This window comes from Humibacillus xanthopallidus (genome assembly GCF_006717145.1).
Taxonomy (GTDB): Bacteria; Actinomycetota; Actinomycetes; order Actinomycetales; family Dermatophilaceae; genus Humibacillus; species Humibacillus xanthopallidus.
This window is the reverse complement of sequence record NZ_VFQF01000001.1, coordinates 925,455-947,897: the sequence shown is the minus strand read 5'-3', so window position 1 is coordinate 947,897 and position 22,443 is coordinate 925,455. Positions and strand designations below refer to the sequence as shown.

At 67.8% G+C, this 22,443-nt stretch carries 18 protein-coding genes; 13 read left to right on the top strand and 5 right to left on the bottom strand.

The window, feature by feature from the left end; all coding sequences use genetic code 11:
* The first annotated feature begins 135 nt into the window (after positions 1–135).
* Complete coding sequence (locus FHX52_RS04220) at positions 136–696, top strand: YdeI/OmpD-associated family protein (RefSeq protein ID WP_141820193.1); 561 nt, start codon at positions 136–138, stop codon at positions 694–696.
* On the opposite strand, the gene FHX52_RS04215 is transcribed toward FHX52_RS04220, so the two are convergent.
* Positions 693–1,076, bottom strand: coding sequence for a nitroreductase/quinone reductase family protein (locus FHX52_RS04215; RefSeq protein ID WP_141820191.1), 384 nt, complete (start codon positions 1,074–1,076; stop codon positions 693–695). The genes FHX52_RS04220 and FHX52_RS04215 overlap by 4 nt on opposite strands.
* Before the next feature lie 99 nt (positions 1,077–1,175).
* On the opposite strand from FHX52_RS04215, the gene FHX52_RS04210 reads away from it, so the two are divergent.
* From FHX52_RS04210 to FHX52_RS04200, 3 genes are all read left to right on the top strand, one after another.
* Positions 1,176–2,726 carry a carboxylesterase/lipase family protein gene (locus FHX52_RS04210; RefSeq protein ID WP_141820188.1) on the top strand — a complete coding sequence of 517 codons (1,551 nt, stop codon included), beginning with the start codon at positions 1,176–1,178 and terminating at the stop codon, positions 2,724–2,726.
* A 56-nt stretch (positions 2,727–2,782) separates the two neighbouring features.
* Entirely contained in the window at positions 2,783–3,520 is a 738-nt protein-coding gene (locus FHX52_RS04205) for a 2-oxo acid dehydrogenase subunit E2 (RefSeq protein ID WP_185747079.1), read from the top strand.
* Positions 3,521–3,860: 340 nt separating this feature from the next.
* Positions 3,861–4,145, top strand: a complete 285-nt coding sequence (locus FHX52_RS04200; RefSeq protein WP_141820184.1) for a hypothetical protein — start codon at positions 3,861–3,863, stop codon at positions 4,143–4,145.
* Between the two features lie 503 nt (positions 4,146–4,648).
* On the opposite strand, the gene FHX52_RS04195 is transcribed toward FHX52_RS04200, so the two are convergent.
* Positions 4,649–4,846 carry a hypothetical protein gene (locus FHX52_RS04195; RefSeq protein WP_141820181.1) on the bottom strand — a complete coding sequence of 66 codons (198 nt, stop codon included), beginning with the start codon at positions 4,844–4,846 and terminating at the stop codon, positions 4,649–4,651.
* Positions 4,847–4,902: 56 nt separating this feature from the next.
* Positions 4,903–5,373 carry a hypothetical protein gene (locus FHX52_RS04190; protein ID WP_141820179.1) on the bottom strand — a complete coding sequence of 157 codons (471 nt, stop codon included), beginning with the start codon at positions 5,371–5,373 and terminating at the stop codon, positions 4,903–4,905.
* A 394-nt stretch (positions 5,374–5,767) separates the two neighbouring features.
* On the opposite strand from FHX52_RS04190, the gene FHX52_RS04185 reads away from it, so the two are divergent.
* Positions 5,768–8,197, top strand: coding sequence for a winged helix-turn-helix domain-containing protein (locus tag FHX52_RS04185; RefSeq protein WP_185747078.1), 2,430 nt, complete (start codon positions 5,768–5,770; stop codon positions 8,195–8,197).
* Positions 8,198–8,496: 299 nt separating this feature from the next.
* On the opposite strand, the gene FHX52_RS04180 is transcribed toward FHX52_RS04185, so the two are convergent.
* Both FHX52_RS04180 and FHX52_RS04175 read right to left on the bottom strand, forming a co-directional pair.
* Positions 8,497–8,967, bottom strand: a complete 471-nt coding sequence (locus FHX52_RS04180) for a DUF1269 domain-containing protein (RefSeq protein ID WP_185747077.1) — start codon at positions 8,965–8,967, stop codon at positions 8,497–8,499.
* A 143-nt stretch (positions 8,968–9,110) separates the two neighbouring features.
* On the bottom strand, positions 9,111–9,389 hold the full coding sequence (locus FHX52_RS04175; RefSeq protein WP_141820173.1) for a hypothetical protein: 279 nt from the start codon (positions 9,387–9,389) through the stop codon (positions 9,111–9,113).
* A 243-nt stretch (positions 9,390–9,632) separates the two neighbouring features.
* Here FHX52_RS04175 and FHX52_RS04170 point away from each other — a divergent pair, with 243 nt between their 5' ends.
* From FHX52_RS04170 to FHX52_RS04135, 8 genes are all read left to right on the top strand, one after another.
* Positions 9,633–10,976 carry a DUF1254 domain-containing protein gene (locus FHX52_RS04170; protein WP_141820171.1) on the top strand — a complete coding sequence of 448 codons (1,344 nt, stop codon included), beginning with the start codon at positions 9,633–9,635 and terminating at the stop codon, positions 10,974–10,976.
* Entirely contained in the window at positions 10,973–12,148 is a 1,176-nt protein-coding gene (locus FHX52_RS04165) for an AI-2E family transporter (protein WP_141820169.1), read from the top strand. Before FHX52_RS04170 ends, FHX52_RS04165 begins: the two co-directional genes overlap by 4 nt.
* Positions 12,145–13,416, top strand: coding sequence for a DUF1254 domain-containing protein (locus tag FHX52_RS04160; protein WP_141820167.1), 1,272 nt, complete (start codon positions 12,145–12,147; stop codon positions 13,414–13,416). The genes FHX52_RS04165 and FHX52_RS04160 overlap by 4 nt, the downstream gene beginning before the upstream one ends.
* Before the next feature lie 14 nt (positions 13,417–13,430).
* Positions 13,431–14,078 (top strand): GAP family protein, encoded by a 648-nt coding sequence (locus FHX52_RS04155; RefSeq protein ID WP_141820165.1) that lies wholly within the window; start codon positions 13,431–13,433, stop codon positions 14,076–14,078.
* A gap of 502 nt (positions 14,079–14,580) precedes the next feature.
* Positions 14,581–15,726, top strand: a complete 1,146-nt coding sequence (locus FHX52_RS04150) for a tyrosine-type recombinase/integrase (protein ID WP_484133077.1) — start codon at positions 14,581–14,583, stop codon at positions 15,724–15,726.
* 177 nt (positions 15,727–15,903) lie between these two features.
* Positions 15,904–19,413 (top strand): SIR2 family protein, encoded by a 3,510-nt coding sequence (locus tag FHX52_RS04145; RefSeq protein ID WP_141820163.1) that lies wholly within the window; start codon positions 15,904–15,906, stop codon positions 19,411–19,413.
* 542 nt (positions 19,414–19,955) lie between these two features.
* Positions 19,956–20,870, top strand: coding sequence for an alpha/beta fold hydrolase (locus tag FHX52_RS04140; protein WP_185747076.1), 915 nt, complete (start codon positions 19,956–19,958; stop codon positions 20,868–20,870).
* Positions 20,857–22,395, top strand: coding sequence for a tetratricopeptide repeat protein (locus FHX52_RS04135; RefSeq protein ID WP_141820159.1), 1,539 nt, complete (start codon positions 20,857–20,859; stop codon positions 22,393–22,395). The genes FHX52_RS04140 and FHX52_RS04135 overlap by 14 nt, the downstream gene beginning before the upstream one ends.
* Positions 22,396–22,443 lie beyond the last annotated feature (48 nt).

The window sequence follows — 22,443 nt, the reverse complement described above, 5'->3', positions numbered from 1 at the left end:
GCGGAAGCTCGATCCGGCCGGTCTCCGCTGTGGCCATGCTCGCGAATCCGGCAGCACTGGTGTCTACGCCACCGGCTGCCCGAGCAGTGATCAGTGGACCGAGACGAAATACCGGAGATCGACGGAGATCTTGGAATGTCAACCGAAACCGAATTGTCCCAGCACGCGACGATCACCTTTGCGGCCGCGCTTTCCACCATCGACGACACGACCATCGTGCGATTGCCGAAGGAGGCCAGCGAGCGGCTCCCATCGCGTGGGCAGGTCGCCGTGCATGCGTCGATGTCGGGGTCCGACTTCGAGACAGTGGTGGAGCCCGACGGTCGGCGTGGCCACTGGATCCGCGTCGACGAGACCATCCAACGGGTCGCGGGAGTCCGATCGGGCGACATCGCCGACGTGACCCTCCGGGTGGCGCCCGACTGGCCGGAGCCGAACGTCCCGGACGACCTCGCCGCCGCGTTGGATGAGGCCCCCGCGAAGATCCGCGACGTGTGGCAGGACATCACGCCGATGGCGCGGTGGGAGTGGGTCCGCTGGGTGCAAGCCACGCGCAACCCCCAGACTCGCCAACGACGGGTCGAGGTCAGCCTGTCGAAGATGGACGGCGGGAAGCGGCGACCCTGCTGCTTCGACTTGGCCTCGTGCACCGACCCGGACCTCGCGAGGAGCGGCAAGCTCCGCGACCGCTCCTAGGTCGTGTCTCCCTCGTGCCCGTAGCCCGGGGGCGTCAGCACCACCATCGGCGAGTCCTGGACCCAATCGTCCATTGAGTACCCCTGCTCGGCGTACCACGGCTGAAGGCGCCATGCCTCCGTCACGATGCGGCGGCGACTGCTGCCGTCGGTGACCTCCTCCCCCATCACCGCCAGGTCGCGGGCCGGGTTGCGCAGATGAACGACGGCCTCGTGATTCTCGCGCAGGTTGGCGAGCCAGTCCCTGGCACCGGGCGTTCCCGTGACCACCATCCGCCCATCCACGATGACGTACCAGATCTCGACCCGGCGACAGCTCCCAGTTCGACGTCCCACCGTGCTCAGGTCGCACGTGCCCGTCATCGGCAAGTCGTCGTCCATGCCTGCAGGCTAGGCGACGACTGAGGGCGACCACCGTGGTGCAGGCAGGCGGGACCTTCGACTCTGGTCGGCGCCATCTCGTCGGGGAACTGTGGGTCCATGGGTGCTGTGGTTCGGACGGTCAGCGGAGACGTGCGCGGGAGCGTTGGCGGCGGGATTGCCACCTTCCTCGGAGTCCCGTATGCGGCGGCACCCGTCGGCGTGAACCGGCTCGCACCCCCGCAGCCCGTTTCCCCGTGGACCGGGGTCCGTGACGCCGTGACCCTGGGCGCCGAGCCTCCCCAGGTCGCGCCCCCGACGCCGACGGGCCCACCCGAAGGGGCGGGTGAGGACTGGGATGGCGTCGGGGCGGCGTTCGAGGCCGTCGAGCGAGCGGCACCGTCCGAGGACTGCCTCAACCTCAACCTCTGGGCACCTGACCCCCCGGCCGGCGGGCTGCCGGTCATGGTGTGGGTCCAGGGCGGCATGTTCGAGCTCAGCTCCACGGCCGCATACGACGGCAGCCGGTTCGCCCGCGACGGCGTGGTCTGCGTCGTCATCAACTGGCGACCCGGGGCGGAGGGCTTCCTCTATGTCGGCGACAGCATCGCGAACGTGGGGCTGCTCGACCAGGTCGCGGCCCTCGAGTGGGTGCGGGACAACATCGCGGCGTTCGGGGGCGACCCCGCCAACATCACCGTCTTCGGGGAGTCCGCCGGCGCGATGAGCATTGGCACCCTGCTCGCCATGCCGCGCGCCTCGGGCCTGTTCCGCCGGGCGGTCCTGCAGAGCGGCGCGGGGCATCAGGTGACCCGTGCCGAGGACGCCCTGCGCATCGCGCACGACCTTGCCGACAGGCTCGGCGTGCCACCGACCCGTGAAGCCATCGCGGCCGCCGGGATCCCCAGGCTGCTGGCAGCGCAGGCCGCACTGAAGGCGGACCTGCTCGCCGACCCGGACCCGGCACGCTGGGGCCCGGATGTCGTGACCAGCACCATGCCGTGGCAGCCCGTGATCGACGGGCACGTGCTCCCGGCCCATCCGGTCGACCGCATCTCGGCCGGCTCTGCCCGCGACGTCGATGTCATGGTCGGGACCAACACGGACGACTGGCGGCTCTGGCTCGTCGTGAGCGGGGCGATCGCGGGCATCACCGACGAGATGCTCACCGGACCGGTCACCACGTACGGACATCAGTCGCTCGCGGCATACGGCCTGACCCGCGACGCCGTGGCTGCCTACCGCACGAGGTACCCGGGAGCCTCCCCCGGCGAGCTGTTGACAAAGGTCCAGACCGACTGGTGGATGCGGATCCCTGCTCTCGCTCTGGCCGAGGCGCACGCGAGCGCCACCGCCACGGCGCGCACGTACATGTACGAGTTCGCGTGGTCCTCCCCCGGGCTCGGTGCCGTGCACGCCCTCGAGGTGCCGTTCGTCTTCGACACGCTGAGCCCGGACGCGCCGCTCTTCGGGCCGCTGCTCGGGTCGGACCCACCCCAGGCGCTGGCAGACGCCATGCACGCCGCCTGGGTCTCCTTCGCCCGCACCGGCGACCCCGGCTGGGCGGCCTACGACCGCGAGCGGCGAGCCACCATGCGGTTCGACACGACCTGCCGGATCGTCGACGACCCCCGGGCGTGGGAGCGCGGGCTGTGGCACGGCATCCGCTGACCCCTGGCTACGTGGTCCGTCCCATCCCGCGGGCACGGCAGCCCGTCCTGGACAGGTTGACGAGCGCGAGCCGGCGGTTCCAGGTTCACGCCCTCGTCGAGCTCGACGTCACGGCGGCCAAGGAAGGCCTTCAACGCTCGGAGCAATCCGTCTCGTGGACCGGGTTCGTCATCGCCACCGTCGCCCGGGCGGTCGCCCAGCACCCGGAGGTAAATGCCCGCAGGGCCGGCAACAGGATCCTCTACTTCGACCAGGTCGACGTCGGCGCCACCGTGGAGCGAGAGACGGACGGACGGGTCGTCCTCGACATCGCGACCCTCAAACAAGCGGACCGAATGTCGGGCGCCCAGATCACTCAGGTGCTCCGCGAGGCGAAGTACGGGGCCCCGCCCGCCCACGACCCCAGCGCACTCACCGCCGCTCTGGTCCGTCTGCCAGGACCACTACGGCGCGCTGCCATCCGGCTGGCGGCCACGAGGCCGGACGTCTCCGCGACGTTCGGGCCGGCCGTCGGTGTCACCTCGATCGGCATGTTCGGCCACGGCTGGGGCTGGGCGATCCCCGTCGCCCCCCTGACACTGATCGTGACGGTCGGCAGCGTCGTCGAGCGGCCCACCGTCCGCGAGGGACTGGTCGTTGCCCGGTCCATGCTGCCGCTGACTTTGAGCTTCGACCATGCCGTGATCGACGGCGCACCCGCGGCGCGCTTCACCGAAACCCTCCGAGCGCTCACGGAGACCGCCGCCGTGTTGGCCCCGAGCCCACCGGTCGAACTGCGTGAGGCCACACGCTGAAGCACCGCTGACGGCCGTGCCCGTTAGGGGCGCTTGGAGGTGAGACCCGCCGGACGACGTCTTCGCACCGCATGGGACGGCACCCCCCGCGAGGTTCGAGAAGGCGCGGGCCGCCTGGGCGCCTCACCTGGCCAAAGCGATCGCGGCAACAGGGGTCGACCCGAAGCAGGGCACGGCCGAGGCGAATGCGGTTCTCGGCGACGACCTGCCCAAGGGTCTCGAAGAGGCCGGGACGCGCGACGCCGACCGGCTGCTGTCGCCGACCGGCCTCGTCGGGTACTCGATCAACATCGGCTCGTGGTGGATCCCGCCACCCCCGCCCCCGCCCCCACCGCCGTCGGTGTCGACGCTCACCATCCCGAAGCCCTACACGCTCGGGTCGACGACGGGCGGCGCGACCGCTGACCGCAACACCGGCCGGCTGTCGAGCTACAACAACGTGATGGTCGGCTCGCAACAACAGCTGGCGTCGGTGGGCGGCTCGTTCGCGGCCGATGCCGCGGTACGCCGGATCCGCGTCGAGACGATCGTCGACGCGTCCTACCGGACGAACATCGGCGCCATCTGGGGGTACGCGTCCGCCGAGGGCACCACCAGGCCTACCCGGCTGAAGGGCCGCTCGTAGACCCGAGGCGGCCGTGGTGGCCGAGTGGCCGTGGTGCCCTCGGTGATGTCGGCGCCGTGGACGCCCGCGACATCAGCCTCGACGGCACGTCGCTCGACTACATCGGGATGCCGTGTCGACTCACGCTGCGTGCTGTGCCGCCTTCCCCTTGTTCTTGGCGGTTGATGCTCGACGCGGGCAGACAGGCTGGCCCGCGGAGGTTGGGCTGAGGACCTACCGCGTGCCAGGGGTGCGTCCTCGTTTGTCCTCTCGTGCCACCCGCGGGTGGCCGAGGTTCAAGGCGCCCTTTCTCACGTCGATCCACCTGCGGCGGCTGGTGTCCACAGAGGCGCCACTGCCCGGCGCCGACATGCAGCCTCGGTCGCGATGCGGCGCCCTCCAGGTCCCCGTACCTCAACCGAGGAGCAGGGCTGGGCTTCTCGAAGCCGCCGACCTGGCGGTCGAGTCCATCGGTGAGGAGGCCCGGCCCATGCGGCTGATGTCGCCAACCCGGTCTGGCGTCCTCAGATCCTGATGCGCTCCCAAACGACGATGGTGTTCCGGTCCTGGCTGTACACGTGGGCCATGCGGTAGCCGTTCGCAGCACGCTGATTGGCGATCTTGGTGAAGTGACGCATGTTGACCGAGCCCTCGTTCACCTCGATCTCGTAGAACGGCCCGCCGGCCTTCCCGTCGGTAAAACCACCGATGCCTAACACCATTGCTCCTCCTTCATCCCCGACTAGTTGTCACCCATGCACTCGGCGCACGAGTCCTCTCACCCGAGCTGCTGGGTGGCACGCAGCACGTCGACCCCCTCCTGTGGCACTCTCACGGACCGCACGTCCCGGTATCCGGCGGAACGCAGCGCCGACTCGATGGCCACCGCCGTGTCGTCCTGGGCCACCATGAACGCCGCGGCAGCCCCCGCGTCGATCTGTGCGCTGGCGATGTCGAGCCCTTCCACATCCACTCCGACTCTGGCCAGATCGCGGCGGGCACAGTCCAGCCGCTCGTCGCTCGTCGCCATCCCCAAGGAGCCGCTGGTCACCACGGCGACCAGCACGCCGAGCAGGCCGTGACCGATGTCGCTGGGACCGCCGTCGAGGTCGCTGGCCTGGTGCACGGTCACGGTTCCGTCTGCATCCCGGAACGCGAGCGCCGTGTCGTCGACCAGACCGGTCAGGCGGTTCAGCGCCTGGCGGCCGGACGCCGGGTCGGGCACTCCGAAGGCGATGATTGTCGCCACGACTCTCTCCCTTCGAGGATCTGGCGGAACGGGCCAGGAGTCGAACGTAGGTTGCCTGTCCGCGCCGGGTCGTGATCCTTCACCCGAGGGGATCACCCCGGGGTGACAAGGGTCCTTGCGCACACCGCACCAAGGCGAGACGGTGAGCAGGACGAGATGGAGGACCATGGTGACGTCCACCGGCGGGGTACGCCGGCCGGAGAGGCGGGTGCCTCCGTTGGCCGTGCCGCGGCATCGTCTGGTGGCTCGGGTCTTGGCCACGCCCCCATCCGGGCTCTGCCTGCTGACGACCCCGCCCGGATACGGCGGCACCACGCTGATGGGGCTCGTCGAGGAAGCAGTTGATGGGCGAACGGTTTGGGTTGCCGCGAGTGGGCGGGACGGCGAGGATCCCATGCGGTTCTGGCACCGGATGCTGGACGGCCTGGCGGCAACGGGGGTCGACATCGGCGATGCTGTGCAGCGCCTGCGCGCGTCCGGCGACGGTGAGCATGTCGCACGTGACGCTGGGACGGTCGGCGAGCGGGCCGTTGCCGAGGCCTTGCGGGCGGTCTCGGATGCCGGACCGCTGCTGCTGCTCGTCGACGACCTGGACACCAGCAGGCATCGTGAGCTAGCGGCCCAGCTCCTCGACTTCGCGGAAGGACAGCCCTCGACCTGTCGCACAGTGGTGCGCACCCGCCACGGCAGCAGTCTGGGGCTGGCACACCTGGTGAGCAGCGGGCGACTCGTCGTGCTCAGCGCCCTCGACCTGGCGCTCGGCGTCACCGAGGCCCGTGAGCTGGCCGGCCTCCTGGCTCCGAGCCTGCCCGCCGACGGCAGAGACGCCATGGTCGACGTCTGTGCCGGCTGGGTCACCGCCCTGGTGGCCGCGCTACGGGTCGTCGCCTCCGATCCCGACGAGGACCCCACCGCCTGGCTCCTCGGGGGCGGCCTGGACCCGCTCTTGGACGACGAGCTCGACAACTTGGGCATCGAGGAGGCTGGGCTCCTGCGCGCCACCTGCGTGCTGGACGTCCTGAGCCCCGAGATCTGTGACGCCCTGCGTGGGCGGGGCGACAGCCACCTGCTGCTGGGCCGGCTCGACGCGTCGCAGACGATGCTCATGAGGCAGCGTGGGCAGGGTGCCACCTTTCGGGTGCACCCGCTCTTCGCGGGGTACCTGCGTCGACGGCTCCAGCTGGTGGGCCCGACGGCCCTCGCGGACGCCCACCGCCGTGCCGCCGACTGGTTCGTCGCCCACGGGGACGTCGAGCGGGCCATCGGGCACCAGCTCGAGGCCGGCGACATCACGGCGGCGATGGAGACACTGGCGCGCCACCTCCGCCCTCTCCTCGACGCAGGCCGGGCGGACCTGGTCCGGACCTGGTACGGGGCCACTGGCGGTCCGCTGGTTGATCAGCGGCACCGCCACCTCCTCGGCGCAGCGTGGGCCGAGGTGATGGCCGGGAACGCCCCCGGCGCCGAGCAGCAGCTGCACCTCGTCCTGGACTCCATCGACGAGTTGTCACGCGACGACGCGAGTCACCCCGCCGAGGCCTCGGACGCGGGTCCTGCCGCCCTGGTGCCCGAGGAGTCCGGCTACGACTGGCTCGTCGCGGAGGCGGCGTTGCTGCGCGGACTGCTGGAGGGGTGGCGAGGCTACCCCGCCAGGTCCCGCGAGTCGGTTGAGCGTGCACGGCGTCACTACGGCGACGCCTGGGAGCGCATGGCCCACCAGGCCTGCGCGTTCCAGCTGGTCCGCAGCCTGCTGTGGAGCGGCAGGACCCTGGAGGCCAAGACGCTGCTCACCACTGCGGCGCAACGCCCTCAGACCAAGGACTATTACAGGCAGGTGGCAATCCCCTCGCTGCGGGCGCTCGTGGCCGCGCAGGAGGGCCGCGCCCACCGCTCGTTGGCACTCGCACGTCAGGCGAAGCTTGCGATGGAGCGCGTGGGTCCCCTGGGCAGGTTCGACGGGTGTGACGCCCAGCTGGCCGAGGCCACTGCTGCCGTCGACCTCGACCAACCCGATTCCGCTGTGTTGGCGGCCGATGCCGTGGTCGAGCGCGCCGTGGAACACGGGCACGTGACCTACCACGTGCTCGGGTTGCTGTGTCTGGCCGGGACCCGAGGCGCCCGAGCCGACTTCTCTGGGGCTGGTCTGCTGCTGGAGGAGGCTCGGGGGCTGCTGCGGAGCCATGCCCCGGGCTCGGACCTCACCTCCCGGGTGGACCTGGCCGAGCTGATCCTCCACCTCCAGGCGGGTGAGCAGCAACGAGCGCGTGCCGTCGCGACGAGGCTGCCGGAGTGCTTCGAGAAGGACCTCGCCCTGCTCCGACTGCGGCGACGGCATCCCGCCGAGGTCGGGCCGCAGCGGCGGCTGCAGCCGCAGCTGCCGCGTCAGATGGTCGACCAGCGGCTGCTCGTGGCCGCCTCCTTGCTCGTTGTACGTCCTGCCGAGGCGCACGCGCACCTTCTGGCAGCGGCGGAGATGGCATACGAGCTGGGACTGCACCGAGCCCTCGTCGGGTGGCCTGAGGAGCTGCACGTCGCGGCGGAGGAGGTGGCGCGCCACCACGCGTCCGAGGCGATGACCCGCCTCCTGTGGGTGGCCAGGGCACCCCGCCCGGGGCCCGCTCAACCAGTGGCCACGCTGAGCACCGGAGACCACGGCCTCCTGGCCGCTCTCGCGACCACGACCAGCAACGCAGCCCTGGCCGACGAGCTCGGCATCTCGATCAACACGGTGAAGACCCGGCTGCGCCGGCTGTACGCCAAGCTCGACGTCCACGGACGCGACGAGGCGGTGCGCCAGGCCCGCGAGACCGGCATCCTCCGGTGACGCCTTCGTCACCGCCGGGACCGATGGGCGGCGATCGCTGCGTCGACCGGCCCGAGCAGTAGCGGGTCGATCCGGAATCGCAACCGACCGCCGGGCCCGCCCCGGTCAGCTCGCAGACATTGAGGCCACTGGTGTTGCGGTGCGGAATCACGTGAGGCTCTGCGCAGCCTCTGGTTCCAGCGTCATGGTCCTGCCCGGCCCACCGGGGGGTGTCCCTGCGGTCAGCGTCGCGCCCGGACGACCGACCGACCGCCGGCGCTCACCCGCCGGGTGCAGGCCCGGGGTGTGAGCGGCCGGCGTCAGGCGATCTTGAGGGTCTCGCGCACGACCGCTGCGGCCTCCTCGTCGAAGCTCCCCACCTCGACGCCCTCGATGCCGGCCGCCCGGACCTTGCTCTCGATGGTGTCCGCGGTCGTCTCGTCGGCAAGGACGAACACGGCCGCCTTCCCCTTCTCGAGCTGCCTGCCCGCGAGCTTCATGACCTTGTCCGGCACACCCTTGTCGCGCAGCGCACCGTAGGCGCCGCCCAGCGCTCCACCGGCGGCAGCCATCCCGACGAGGGGGCCAGCGAAGATGCTGACCGCACCGCCGAGCAGGCCGCCCCGAACCACACCCTTTCCGACGGTCACGTCGCTCGTCTGTTCGATGCGAACCCGGCCTCGCTCGGTCTTGTACACCATCGCGACGTCCTCGACGCCCTCCTTGAGCCGGTCTAGCACCTCCTCGCCCTGCTGCTTGGACTCCACGCTGAAAGCCACGATCTTGGCCATGAGCTGCTCCTCTCGGTGCGGCCCGAGTGGCCGCGACAGGGCAGACGCTAGGTGTGGTTCGCGTCGGGTCTGCTCGCGGTCACCCCTGGGGTGACCCCTGCACGACACCCGGCCACTCACCCTCGCGAGTACCCATCTCCCCCTCAGCATTTCGACTCTCCCGGGACGCTCACGCGCAGAACGTGCTCGTGCGACATCCGTTGCACCTCCGCGGGTCGCACGTCCAGCGCTTCGGCGAGGCGATCCAGGGCCACGCCGTCCCTGAGCGCCGCATGGACCGCCTCGTCGCGCATCCGCGCGAAGCGTTCGGGCTGGTAGCCGATTGTCCGCACCAGGTGGTGGGCGGCTCGGGCTCGGTCCACCGCAGGGTGGCCCCCGAGCTCGGCCGCAGCGGGCCGGCGTTCTCCGTGGTCATCGGTCATGAGAGCCACCGTGGTGCAGCACACGAGGCGCCGGCATCTGTGGACCCAGCCGCGGACGCCGGATGTGGCAGGAGCTGAACCACGGGTGTCCCGACGACCAGGACCAGGGCCACACACTCATGCGCACACGCTGACAGCCGCGAGTACACCGGCGGGCTGAGGTGACCCGCGGGCGTCACCCGGGGTGACACGGCAGGGTGCGGGGCCGTGGTGCGCGGGGCGAGGGGGCGTGACGCTGACGCCATGCAGACCGTTCGCCCCTTCGTATCGTTCGACGCCGCCGCCGACCCCGAGCAGGTCAGGGCCGGTGAGGTGGCGAGGCTTCGCACCGCGGCGACCTTCCTCTGGTTGGCCATGACGCCCGGCTTCGCGTTCGTGCGCCAACGGAGCAACTTCATCCTCGGTTGGCCCGGTGCCGGCTCGCTCGGCTCTTGGATGATGCTCCCCGACCTGACCTCTCCGCAGACCCAGACCGTCCTGCCGATGAACGACGCGTTGTACGGCGCGGCGCACCTCGAGCTCGACCTGCAAGGGCCCTTCGTGGTTCGGCTCCCGCCAGACACGCACGGCCGGTACTACTCGGTGTCGGTGATGGATGCCCACTTCACCAACGTTGCTCACCTCGGCCCGCGGTGGTCGGGTCGCGAGGAGGTGGAGGTGTTCCTCGTGCCCCCGGGCTGGGCCGGTGAAGTTTCCCCGGGGATGCGGGTCGTCGAGGCGCCCACGCCGTCGGTGTGCCTGCTGAACCGGGTGCTCGTGACAGCAGCGGACGGTGACCTGGACCGGGTGCGCGACTGGCGCTCCGGGTTCACGCTCACCCCGCTTGACCCCGCACCAGCAGCTGCCGACGATCACGACCTCGCCCACGAGGGGCTCGCGACGTTGACCGACCCGTGGCGGTTCCTGGAGATCGGCTACGACCACCTGCGGCGCAACGTCCTGCCCGAACCGGCCCGCTGGGCTGTTCAGCTCGTGCCCGAGAGCGAAGTGCTGGCCGCGCGAGGGCAGGAATGGAGCCGCCGGGCTGTCCAGGACGGCATCCGTGACGCCCAGACGATGGTCGACGCGAGCCTGACGACCTGGCCACGCGAAAACGGGTGGATGCTGCCGCAACCGTGGATGGGGCTGCCCAACCCCCACGTCCTGGAAACCGCCGCCCTCGAACTCTTCCAGGTCGGGTTCAACGACATGACCGAGGCCACCTACTTCTTCGGTGACCTGGACGAAGACGGGAAGCGCCTGGATGGCACAGAGGGCGCCAGCTACGCCCTGACGTTCTCTCCCGGGGAGCTCCCGCCGGTACACGCCGAGGGGTTCTGGTCGGTGACCATGTACGGCGCCGACAACCTCCTCGTCGCGAACCCGGCGGGCCGCTACTCCACCCGGCCAGCACACCCCGGCTTCCACGTCGACCCGGACGGTGCCGTCACCATCGTGCTCTCCGCCAGCGCCCCCGACGGTGAGGACGGCCCGAACTGGCTCCCCGCCCCGGACGGCCCCTTCCGGCTCGGGCTGCGCCTGTACTACCCGACGGATGCCGTGCTCGCCGGTTCCTGGGTACCGCCCGCACCCGGCAGGGTCCGATGAGCGGAAACTCCACCACCGCACCCCGGTGGGCCCCCACCCCACGGGCCGTCGCCAAGGTGACGGTCGTCGTCGTCGCCGTGTTCGCGCTGGCCACGTTCGTCGGCTTCGTCATGCGCGAAGGCGGCGCCGTGCTGTTCACCGTCCTCATGGCGTGGTTCGCCTCCATCGCCATGGAACCGGCGGTGGCCAGGCTGTCCCGGCACATGCGCCGCGGCGCCGCCACGGGCATCGTCATGCTCACTGTCGGAATCGTTGCCGTGCTGTTCACGCTCGCCTTCGGCAGCATGCTTGTGCAGCAGGTGGCTTCGCTGCTCGGCGCCATCCCCGACCTGATCACGAACGTCCTGAAGTCGGTCAATGCGCGGTTCGACACCCAGTACACCTTCAAGTCCATCCTCGACTCGATGAACCTGTCCTCGCAGGCCGTCGGGCAGTACGCGTCGAAGTTCCTCGGGGGCGTGCTGGGCGTTCTCGGCTCCGCGCTCGGCGCGGTCTTCTCACTGTTCTCGATGGGGCTGCTGACGTTCTACCTCTCTGCCGACGCGCCTCGGCTGCGTCGGTGGATCGCCCAGCTCCTCCCGGCAGCCGGTCAGACGGTGTTCCTCACCGTCTGGCAGACGACGATCGAGAAGACCGGCGGCTACGTGGCCGCCCGAGTCGTGCTCGCGACCATCAACGCGACGACCACGGCCGTGGTGTTCCTGGTCATCGGGATGCCGTCCTGGCTGGCCCTCGCGCTGTGGACCGGAGTCGTCGCGCAGTTCGTCCCGACGATCGGCACCTACCTATCCATCGCGCTACCGGTCATCGTCGGATTGCAGAGCGACCGACCGGCCATCGGTCTCGTGGCGCTGGGCTGGGCGGTGCTCTACCAGCAGGTGGAGAACCTGACCCTCGAGCCGCGGATCAGTGCCAAGGCCACCGACGTGCACCCCGCCGTTGCGTTCGGCGGCGTGCTCCTCGGCACCGCGCTGTTCGGCGTCGCCGGAGCCCTGCTCGCCGTCCCCGTCGTCGCCGTCCTGCTCTCGCTGGTGCACGCATTCGTGCGCCGCCACCAGCTCGTCGCGGCCCTGAGCGACTCCCCACCCGACGGCTCGCCCTCCACCGACGAGACCTCGACGCTCCCCGCGACGTCGCCCGGAACACCCCTCGCTCAGGAAGTGTCACCATGACCTCTGCCCAAGACCTGGCCCGACGCTGCGTGCCGCCCTCCCTGCCCACCGTCGACCTGCACCGCATCCTGGTGGGCTTCGCCCTCGACCCTGCCTCTCCCGAGTACCGGGCGCCCTTAAACCACGTCCACCACAGCCGGGACCTCGCCGACCCGCAGGATCGGTCGGTGGTCAACCTCAACGTCGACACCCCGTACTCCTACGCCTGGCTCGACCTGCGCGGCGGTCCCGTCCTGCTCACCATGCCCGCGCACGAACCCGACCGGTACATGTCCGCGCAGCTCGTCGACCTCTACACCCACATCGTCGGCTACGTCTCGCCCCGCACCGGAGGCACCGCGGGTGGCGCCTTCCTCGTCCGCGGCCCGTCCAAAGCCGGGCCGGCCGTCGATGCCGACGAGGTCTTCGACTGCCCCACCGACCTCTGCCTGGTCCTGGTCCGCACCCAGCTGTTCGACGACGCCGACCTGCCCAACGTCGCCCGGCTCCAGGACGAGGTCACCCTCGAACCCCTGGGCTTCCCGCGCCCCGCCCCCACCGGCTGGCCGGCGCCCGTCGACGTTCGCGCACCCTTGGATGCAGGCTTCCTCGAGGCCATGGACTGGATGCTCCAGTTCATGCCCCGACTGCCCGAGGACACCAACATCCGAGCCGATCTCGCCGAACTCGGCTGCGGCACGGGCCAGGTGGCGGACCTGCTGTCCGTCCTCGACGTGGCGGCCCAGGTCCGGACGGGACTCGAGCAGGGACGCCAGGACGTCCTCGCCCGCTGCGCGACCGTGCGCTCCTCGGCAGAGCTGTTCGGGAGCCGGGAGATGCTCTCGGGCGACGACCTCACCAGGGCCGCCGGCGCGTACCTCGGCATCCTCGGCAACGCCGCGGAGGAGTACCTCGGAGTCGGGTACCACGGCGATTCCCACGGACGGCCCTTCGATGGGCAGCACGGCTACACCATCAGGTTCGCTCCGGACGGACTCCCACCGGTGGACGCCTTCTGGTCGATCACGCTCTACGACGCCGGACAGCACCTCTACGCCAACGAGCTCTCCCGCTACTCCCTGGGCACCCGCCAGCTCCCCGGGATGCTCCGTGACCCGGACGGTGGCCTGACCGTCCACGTGCAGCACGACAGGCCCTCCCCGCAACTCTTGGCGAACTGGCTTCCCGCCCCGCAGGCCCCTTTCGGCCTGACCTTCCGCACCTACCTGCCGCGCGACGCCATCCGGGACGGCTCCTGGACGGCGCCACCGGTCACCCGAACCCCCTGAGAGGCACAGGAGCCATGGACAACGTCTTCGTGACCCTCATCCCCACCGCCATCGGTATCGCGATCAGCCCGGCACCGATCATCGAGCTCATCCTCGTGCTGTTCTCCCGCCGCCGGGTCGCCAACTCCGTGTCGTTCATCGTCACCCTGCTGGCCATGACCATCGTGGTGCTCACCTTCGGCGGGCTCGGTGGGCAGGCGGCCGAAGGCGGCACGTCCCAGCCCTCCGCCCTCGTCGGGTGGATGCTCACAGCCCTGGGCGCCCTGCTGCTCGTGCTCGGCGTCAAGAACTGGCGCAACCGCGCAGACACCTCCGAACCGGAGATCTTCGCGAGGATCTCCGGGCTCGGTCCGGGAGCCGTGGCCTTCCTCGCCTTCGGTGCCGTCGCGCTCAACCCGAAGAACGCCGTGCTGCTGCTGGCGGCCGGGCAGTCCGTCGGCGCCAGTGACAACCCCCTGCTCGTGGGGCTCGGCTTCACCCTGCTCGCCACCCTGCCCTACACCCTGGCCGTCGGGTACGCCCTCCTCGGCGGCGCCGCTGCCACCGCGCGGCTGGACCGGATGCGGGCTTGGCTGATCCAGCGCAACCGCCTCATCATGGGCGTCGTCTGCACCCTGCTAGGGCTCGTGCTCGTGCTCAAGGGTCTCGGAGCCGCGCTCTGACAGGAAAGCCGATCGGGAGCCGCTGGCGCGGTTCACGCCGATCCTGCGGCTACAGCTCACCCCCTCGCCAACGTCCGCCATTCGGCAGGGTCGGAAGCTCACGGTACGGACTGCCGCCGAGGTCGTCGCGCCGAGAGCAGCCACGCGTCAGGGCCACTCTCTCGGCCCCCTGCGCAGCTGTGGCCACCCGGGGGCACCCCCCAAGCCGACATGCACGGCGCCGACGTGACGGTGTTCGACTGTGTGGCCCCCTGATCCCCGCACTCGACGAGCCGATTCGGATCGCACATGCATCGCACGAGGGTCAGACCAAAACAGCCCCTGACCGGCGTCTCCGCTGGTCAAGGGCTGTTTCGTGCTGGTGGGCGATACTGGGTTTGAATTTCATTCCAGTAGCATCGTGAAATCTGGTGCTAACCTCGTCATATGGTGTCTGAACTGCGACGATGCCAAACAGTGGCGCATTCCTATCGTGGACACAAATCCCCAAAGAAGTACTCTGGTGGTCCACGTCTGGTCCACGAAAGGCGAATCTGTGTCCACCCCAAAGCGTCAGTTCGGCGCGATCGAGCGGCTCCCCTCTGGCCGCTATCGCGCCAAGTACCGGGGGCCTGACCTCAAGCGCCACAACGCTCCGCACACCTTCGACTCAAGGATGGACGCGGAGGCCTGGCTCACTGACGAGCGCCGAAGAATCAGCCGAGGCGAGTGGGCTCCCCCGGTAAAGCCACGGGATGCGCCAATGGCCGAGACCTTCGGAACCTACGCCGAGAAGTGGCTGCGGCGACGCGACCTCAAGCCGCGCAGCCGCGAGCACTACAGATCCATCCTGAACCGCCACATCCTGCCGACGTTCGGCGACGCGCCGCTCCAAGCAGTGACGAGCGAGGTCGTCCGCGACTGGTACGCAGACCTCGAACCAGATCACCCGACATTGCGAGCACATGCCTATTCGCTACTGCGGACCATATTCTCCACTGCCGTCACCGACGAGAAGATCACATCCAGCCCATGCCACATCCGCGGCGCGGGCACGACGAGACGCGCCCGCAAGATCCAGCCGGCCACGCTGTCCGAGCTCGAGGTCATCACGGCGTCACTCCCGGTGAAGTACCGGCCGCTGCTCATGCTGTGCGCCTGGTGCGCTCTCCGTTTCGGCGAAGCGACCGAGTTGCGCCGGAAGGACCTTGACCTCACAAACGGGGTGATCCACGTCCGACGTGGCGTTGTCCGCGCCGAAGGCCAGACGATGGTCGGATCTCCCAAGTCCGAGGCCGGCGTTCGCGACGTCGCCATCCCGCCCCACCTCATGCCAATGCTCAAAGCCCACGTCACGGCGATGCCGATGCGAGGTAAGGACGCACTGTTGTTCCCCGCCACCGATGGCGTCTCGCACATCGCGCCAAGCACCCTCTACAGGGTCTTCTACCCTGCCCGGCAAGCCGCTGGACGTCCGGACCTTCGGTGGCACGACCTGAGGCATACCGGGGCAACGTTGGCCGCACAGACCGGTGCGACGCTGGCCGAGCTCATGGGCCGTCTCGGACACTCAACGCCGCAGGCCGCTCTGCGCTATCAGCACGCCGCACGAGGCCGCGACGCCGAGATTGCCGCCGCGTTGTCACGGATCGCCGAAGCTACGAAGTAAGCTGCCGCAGGCCAGGCCCCGCACCCGGCCACCGACGGGGTGACATCCGCGCACAGAACGATGCCTCCCTTCAGCCGCTTGCCGGGCCCGAGCGCGGCCCGGCCCATGAGAAGCCGACAGACCCGTGTCCTTTCGCCCAGATAGGGCGCCCTGAGCGCGGACTGGAACACTGGGCGCATGCTTCTCGGTGGTGTGCAGATTCCCGCGGCGGTGATCACGGCGTGGGAGGAGGGGCGTTTGGTGCTGTTCACCGGTGCCGGGGTGTCGATGGCCACGCCGTCGGATCTACCGAGCTTCCTTGGGCTCGCGCAGGAGGTCGCTGAGCGACTCCAGTCACCTCTGAATCCCACCAAGGAAAAGTGGTCATCTCAGCTGGACACGTTCATGGACGTGGTTGACCAGGAGGAAGGCGCTGACGTCCACGGGCATGTGAAGCGCATCGTGACGCGGGAGGGGTCCTTGCCCAACGCCAACCACGACGCGCTGGCTCGGATTGCGACAAGGTTCAGCCCAAGAGTGGTCACGACGAACTACGACCGCCACTTGGAGACCAGACTACGCGAGCACGAGAACCCAGAGCATCCGCTCGAGGTCTTTCGTGCGCCAGCGATGCCGCTTGGACACGACTTCGAAGGCCTGGTGTATCTGCACGGGTCCGCCCAGGACGACGGGCGGCGTCTGGTCGTGACAGACAGGGACTTCAGCGGCGCCTACTTCCACAGCGCGTGGGCGGCCCGATTCTTGGAACGGATGTTCCACGAGTATGTTGTCCTCTTTGTCGGGTACAGCCACTCCGATGTCGTCATGAAGTACCTGGGCCTCGGCCTAGGACCGAAGGCGCAGCGGTACGTGCTCACAGACAAACCTTATGACGCCATATGGGACCGTCTGCTCATCACAGCGGTCGAGTACCCGGAGGGCGAACACGGCGCGGTGACACGGTGCCTTGCGGCGTGGGCGGACTACGGAGACAGGGGGCTGCTTGACCATCGGCAGCGAATCCGCGAGCTCGTGTCGACCGCGGCCGAACCGGACCCGGATGAGCTGTCCTATCTAGAGGATTCGCTGCAGCGCGAGGACCGTGTCGACTTCTTCTGCGAGTTCGCGTCAGACAATGTCTGGTTGCGCTGGGCTGCCACACAGGAGCCGTTCAAGAAACTGTTCGACCGGGCCGCGGAGCCGAGCAAGGTGACCGACCGACTCGCGTACTGGTTTGCCGACCAATACGCCGTCCGGGACGACGCGGACATCGAAGAGGAACATCGGCCGAGCGCTTTGGCGTGGACAACGTACGCTGAGGCCGGCGGGACCCTCAGTTCGACGGCATGGAACGCAATGGCACGAAGAGTGAACGCGTTCAAAGTTGCCCGGCCCGCGCACGTCGTCCGGTGGCTGTGGGTACTCATGCACCAGGAGCACGCCAACTGCGTACCCGACTTTCTCGACTACGCGCTCCAGTGGGCCAACGTGTCGGAACACCAAGACTTATCGCTGGCGCTCTTGGCACATCTGATGAATGCCTACCCGGCCCCGGAGAGTGGTTGGGGCAGCATGCGGATGGGTGTAAAGACGCGTGGAAAACTGCATTGGCTCGATGAGGCCTGGGCGAAGAACTACCGCCCTGACATCAAGACGCTAGCACCGGTTGTGTTCCCGGTCGTCGAGGCAGCTCTCTTGAAGCACCTGAACCTTGAGGCCCAATTCGGACCTCAACGACGCTTTCTCCGGAGGCGGTCAGCCATACAGCCGCATGAGCAAGACGATCATCGCGACCCGATTGATGCGGTCATCGACGCGGTCCGGGACTCGGCGGTCGCCCTGTGGGCCACCGACGAACAGTACGTGGGGCGGCTGATCGAACGTTGGCTGGCTACCCATCATGTAATGCTGCACCGCATCGCTGTTCACGTCGCAGGGGCCGCTCCCGGCGCAACCTCAGACGAACTCGTGCGTTTCGTGCTCGATCACGAGCTTCAGATCGTAGAAGGCGTGAGTCAAGAGATCATGCACTTGCTGGGCAGTGCGACCCCGGGCGCCTCCTCGGAGCTCATCGACCGACTGGTGAGTGCCTGGGCGCCGGAGGGTGACAACGAAGATGACCTTCACACTGCCTTCTCGCGCCTGGAGTGGCTCGAACGAAGCAAGGTGGATAACCCCAGCCTGACTGCGGCTCTGTTGGACCTGAGAGGGAAGCTTCCACAGGGCATTAAGGGCTCGCCGTATCCCGGAATGACCAGCTGGATGGAGACCGGCTCCGGTGACGGCCCTCGGCCACTGACGGTGGACGAGTTCGACAAGCGCATCCTGGCCAACCCCGCAGATGCGGTCGAGTTCGTCGTGAGCTTCGAGGAGCGCACATTCCCACGCACCGACGAGTCGAGTCGCGCGAACGCTATATCGATGCTCGCCGAAACCGTGAAGAACCGGGCATCAGCCGGCCTTGAACTCTGGCCGCACCTGACCAAGTACCCGGACCTGCAGGGTGCGGTCATCTCTGCCTGGGGTCACGCCGTCGAGCAGGACGACGCAGGGGCCATCATGGACGTCCTGGCCGAGACCGACCTGGAGCCGGTGATTCACAGCGTCGGCCAGTTCTTGATCCACGCCGGCGGAAGGGGCGGCGCACGGTGGGAGAAGTTGCCGTCCACCGACACGTTCGTGGAGCACGTATGGAACGCGGCCGAGACCGACGAAGTGTTCGCGCCCGCGGCGGTAGACGACCGGGACTGGGTCAGCAGAACCATCAATACGCCTGCTGGGCTCCTGATGGAGTTCTGGTTCGAGATGTTCCGCCGCCGTTGGGCGACCGCCGTGGAGGTGGATGCATGGCGTGGCATGGGCCAGTTGGACCGAACGTTCCTGGAGCGCGCGCTGTCAGACCGCACCGAACGGGGGGCGCTGGCGCTAACCCAGATCGCGGGCCGCCTGCACTTCCTAGACTCAGCCGACAGCGCATGGTGCCGAGCGCACCTCCTGCCCCTGCGTGATTGGCTGGACAAGCTGACGGCCGAACCTTTCTGGTGGGGAGTCCTCAGCTTTGCGCGCTGGAACCGCGGTTTGGTCGCGGGCGGCCTGCTAGACGGTCTGCTGGAGACCGTGGACCACCTTGACGTGTTCCCTGAGGACCAGCGGCACCGGTGGGCGTCGATGCTCGCATCCATCGCGGTGCTGTGCGAGGCTCCGCCGGCTGACACGTGGGTCGACAAGATGACCAGCAAAGCAGGCTTAGCTGACCGGATGCAGTGGCTCGGCGGCATCGCGGAGGAGCTCCGCGAACTAGACGATGAGGCGGGTCGCGAGGCCGTATGGTGCGGGTGGCTGGCCGCGTATTGGCGGCGCAGGACCGAAGGCGACCCGGTGACCCTGGCAAAGGACGAAGCTGACGCGTTCGCGGCCGTGGCCCCGCACGTCCCGAGTACCGAGTTCCCCTCTGCGGTCACTTTGGTCGTCGCCACCAACGCTGGACTCGGCACACACGCCGACGTGGCCGGTCACGTGTCGCACAGCCTCCTGGAAGATCAACCGCGTGAAGTCGGCCACTTCCTCACACATCTCATGAAGAACACTTCGCTTCCGTTCTACGGTCACTACGACCTCGAGCCGAAGTTGCGGTATCTGGTCTCGACTCCTGGCGACTGGAAGGCGCTTCGCGAGGCCGCACTCCGTTTGGACATCAAGCTCGATTGAGATGCCCTACTACCCGAGTGACCGTTGGCGCACGACGAGTCAAAGGGAGGCCAGCAACACCACTCACATCGTCGTGGCCTCTTACGGTGGCACGACACCTCGGGAGTCGCTGACGTCGCCCCCTGCCGAGTGGTCGCCGTCACTGTTCTCCTGATCGCAGCCGGACCTGTGTCCCTACACCCACTGTGGGTTACATGGATCCCCGGCACTTCCTCACGCACGCGGCTGGCTGGTCTGCGTCAGGTCTGATGTAGTGGCGGCACTCGGACGACCTTCCGCAGCCCACCCATGGAAGCCGGAGTGCTGCCTCCTCTTGCACTGCTTCAGGGTGACCCCGTCCCCTCGGAATCGGACCGCCCGCACGATGTCGCCGCAAAATTTGCACATGGTGCTTGGGTTACGTGCGGATCCGTCCAGCAGCACGCTCGCAACACTGGTCAGATGTCAACGATCGATGCAGCAGTCCGCCGCGCCGCCCAGAGGTGATGATGCCTGTAGCCTCGACCCATCAACGCGGCCCGCCACCTTTGGAGGTGTTCCTGGTGACCAAAGCCCCATCCGTGGCGGTCTTCGTGCATGGGTTCATCTCGGGCGCGCACACGTGGACTGAGGTTCTTTCCCACTTGGAGTCTGACCCGCAAGTCGTCTCGGAATTCGACCTTAAGGCGCACTCCTACGACACGCGGTTGTTCGGTTGGCGCCCCGATCGCAGGATCCCGGACATCCCCACTCTTGGGGAGGACCTGAAGTCATTTCTTGAGATCGAGTGTCAGGAATATGAATCAGTAGTCCTCGTTGGCCACAGCATGGGTGGCCTTATTGTTCAGCAGTATCTCGCCCAGATGCTCTGGGACAACTGCGGCGCTAAACTGAATAGGGTTAGAAGGATCGTTCTCCTTGCATGCCCCACCAACGGGTCAGAGTTCCTACTGTCTTTCCGCAAGAGCGTGCCATTCTTACGGAACGTACAAGAGAAGATGTTGCGACCACATTCGATTACTGTGACGCGTGCGCACAAGAAGGTGATGCAAGATGTTGTCTTCGCGAAGGAAAGATCGGACGGCGCTTGTCCCATTCCCGTGGCCGCCTACGCCGGGACTTCCGACAACGTTGTTCCGTTGGCCTCTGCTCAGAGCGACTTCCCGGGGGCAACCGCGATTTCGGGTGACCACTTTTCGATTTTGGCTGCACCTCGGGCCACTTCACGTATCGTAACGGCGCTGAAGTACGAACTTCATCAGGCCGCAAATCATGAGGTCGGTCGTCCCGATGGGCAAGCGACCAACGACTACCAGCTCGAAATCGATCCAGCTTCTGGCGACCGGAGAATTTTGAGCACCGATCCCATGCAGCCGCTAGTCCGCCTGCAGGACCGGGACGGCCGGATTTCCGACATATTTGATCGCTCGCTGGCCCGAGAGTTACTTAGAGGAGGTGGGCCAGATGGGCCACACTGATTTATTCAGCACGGATCCCGTATCCCTCGACATTGCCGCTTCCAAGACTTCATCCAGTGAGGAAGAAGCTTTGACTTTCGCCCGGACAGCTCTTCAAGAGGCGATACGGCAAGGACTGCACCAGGAGGCGCTGATTCAGCAGGCCAGGGCACTTCTTAACATCTCAGAGCGGGAGGCTGAATGGCGGAGGTACGATGCGGCGCGTTTGCACGCCGAAAAGTGCCTTGATCTTTCCTCGCATGTGGAAAAGCGCGCGGGTCGCGCCATAAAGGCCTCCGCGCTCAATAATCTAGCGCTGCGGCTAGCTGACTTAGGGCACTACTCGGAAGCGCTAATGCGCGCTTCGCAAGCCACGGAGATCTGGCAGTCTCTGAGCGCAAAGGACCCTGCCTATTCGGCGCAATGGGCAAGGGGCTTGGCAACTCTCGCGGTTCGTCAGTCCGAGGTCGGTCGCATCGAGGAGGCCGTTCAGAGCGCTGAGCGTGCCGTGGCATTGTGCCGCGGCGGGGTCGGATTCGCCGAGGACGAGCGCAATGCAGAGCTTGGCTCATGCCTAAACGCTTTGGCCCTCCTCTATGCCCAGGTTGGGCGGCGGCAGGAGGCTCTTGACCCTGCGACTGAGGTTGTGGACATCCGTAGAACTGCCTCACAAATGCCGGGGGCGGGCATAGGGCTGAGCGTGCGCTACGCCCGAGCACTTAGCAACCTGTCGGCGCTTCAGAGCGAGCTGGGACTCGGTGATGCTGCTGTTGAATCCGCCAATGAGGCTGTTGGCGTGCTTCGCGGCGTTGGCAGTCGAGCGGCTGGTCCCGCTTTGGCCGCGGCACTCAACAACTTGTCGGTAGCCATGGCAAGCATAGACCGTCAGGACGATGCCGCTCGGGCGGCAACGGAGGCAGTTGAGTGCTTCCGCGCCATGGGTGGGGAGAGTCCCGGGTCATTTGAGTCGGATCTCGCGTCCTCCCTGAATACCCTTGCCATCCGGCTTAGCAAAGCAGGGGATTGGGCGGGGGCGCTAAAGGCCGCCGAGGAGGCTGTCGGTTTGCGTCGGCACCTTATGGCGGCATACCCGGCAGCAAACGCTGGAGCCCTCGCAACCGAATTGCATACGCTGTCCCGACGGCTCCGTGACGTAGGCCGTTTGCAGTCCGCCTTGGAGGCCATCGACGAATCGATCGTACTCTGGCGACAACTTCAGGACGGCGCTGCGCCTGCCTATCAGCATCGACTCGATACAGCGGTCGCGACTAAAGAGGAACTGGAAGACGCTATTCACGCGGCTCTGAATGAAAGTTCTGGAGTCGACCCCCGGATGACTCAAAGGGATGGGCCAGGGGAAGTGGATGGATCGATCGGCGCGGTGGCAGCGCGACTGCGAGACTTGCGGGAGCGACTGGTCAAGGGCGATGGATCGGACAAGAGCGGTGGCACAACCGAGCAGGAGTCACGTGCGCGGCCCGGAAGGAGGCCCCGTCGTCGCATCGTCGAGAGGGAGCGGCGAGGAGGATCTGACAGAGAGGGGTAGCCGACGACCACTCATGGTCCAAGCCTGATCCGACGAAGTTTAACTCGT

Excerpts from the sequence above, each read along its gene's own strand:
- FHX52_RS04220 (WP_141820193.1), top strand. The coding sequence starts at position 136 with ATGTCAACCGAAACCGAATTGTCCCAGCACGCGACGATCACCTTTGCG.
- FHX52_RS04215 (WP_141820191.1), bottom strand. The coding sequence starts at position 1,076 with ATGGACGACGACTTGCCGATGACGGGCACGTGCGACCTGAGCACGGTG.
- FHX52_RS04210 (WP_141820188.1), top strand. The coding sequence starts at position 1,176 with ATGGGTGCTGTGGTTCGGACGGTCAGCGGAGACGTGCGCGGGAGCGTT.
- FHX52_RS04195 (WP_141820181.1), bottom strand. The coding sequence starts at position 4,846 with ATGGTGTTAGGCATCGGTGGTTTTACCGACGGGAAGGCCGGCGGGCCG.
- FHX52_RS04185 (WP_185747078.1), top strand. The coding sequence starts at position 5,768 with ATGCGGTTCTGGCACCGGATGCTGGACGGCCTGGCGGCAACGGGGGTC.
- FHX52_RS04180 (WP_185747077.1), bottom strand. The coding sequence starts at position 8,967 with ATGGCCAAGATCGTGGCTTTCAGCGTGGAGTCCAAGCAGCAGGGCGAG.
- FHX52_RS04175 (WP_141820173.1), bottom strand. The coding sequence starts at position 9,389 with ATGACCGATGACCACGGAGAACGCCGGCCCGCTGCGGCCGAGCTCGGG.
- FHX52_RS04170 (WP_141820171.1), top strand. The coding sequence starts at position 9,633 with ATGCAGACCGTTCGCCCCTTCGTATCGTTCGACGCCGCCGCCGACCCC.
- FHX52_RS04165 (WP_141820169.1), top strand. The coding sequence starts at position 10,973 with ATGAGCGGAAACTCCACCACCGCACCCCGGTGGGCCCCCACCCCACGG.
- FHX52_RS04160 (WP_141820167.1), top strand. The coding sequence starts at position 12,145 with ATGACCTCTGCCCAAGACCTGGCCCGACGCTGCGTGCCGCCCTCCCTG.
- FHX52_RS04155 (WP_141820165.1), top strand. The coding sequence starts at position 13,431 with ATGGACAACGTCTTCGTGACCCTCATCCCCACCGCCATCGGTATCGCG.
- FHX52_RS04145 (WP_141820163.1), top strand. The coding sequence starts at position 15,904 with ATGCTTCTCGGTGGTGTGCAGATTCCCGCGGCGGTGATCACGGCGTGG.
- FHX52_RS04135 (WP_141820159.1), top strand. The coding sequence starts at position 20,857 with ATGGGCCACACTGATTTATTCAGCACGGATCCCGTATCCCTCGACATT.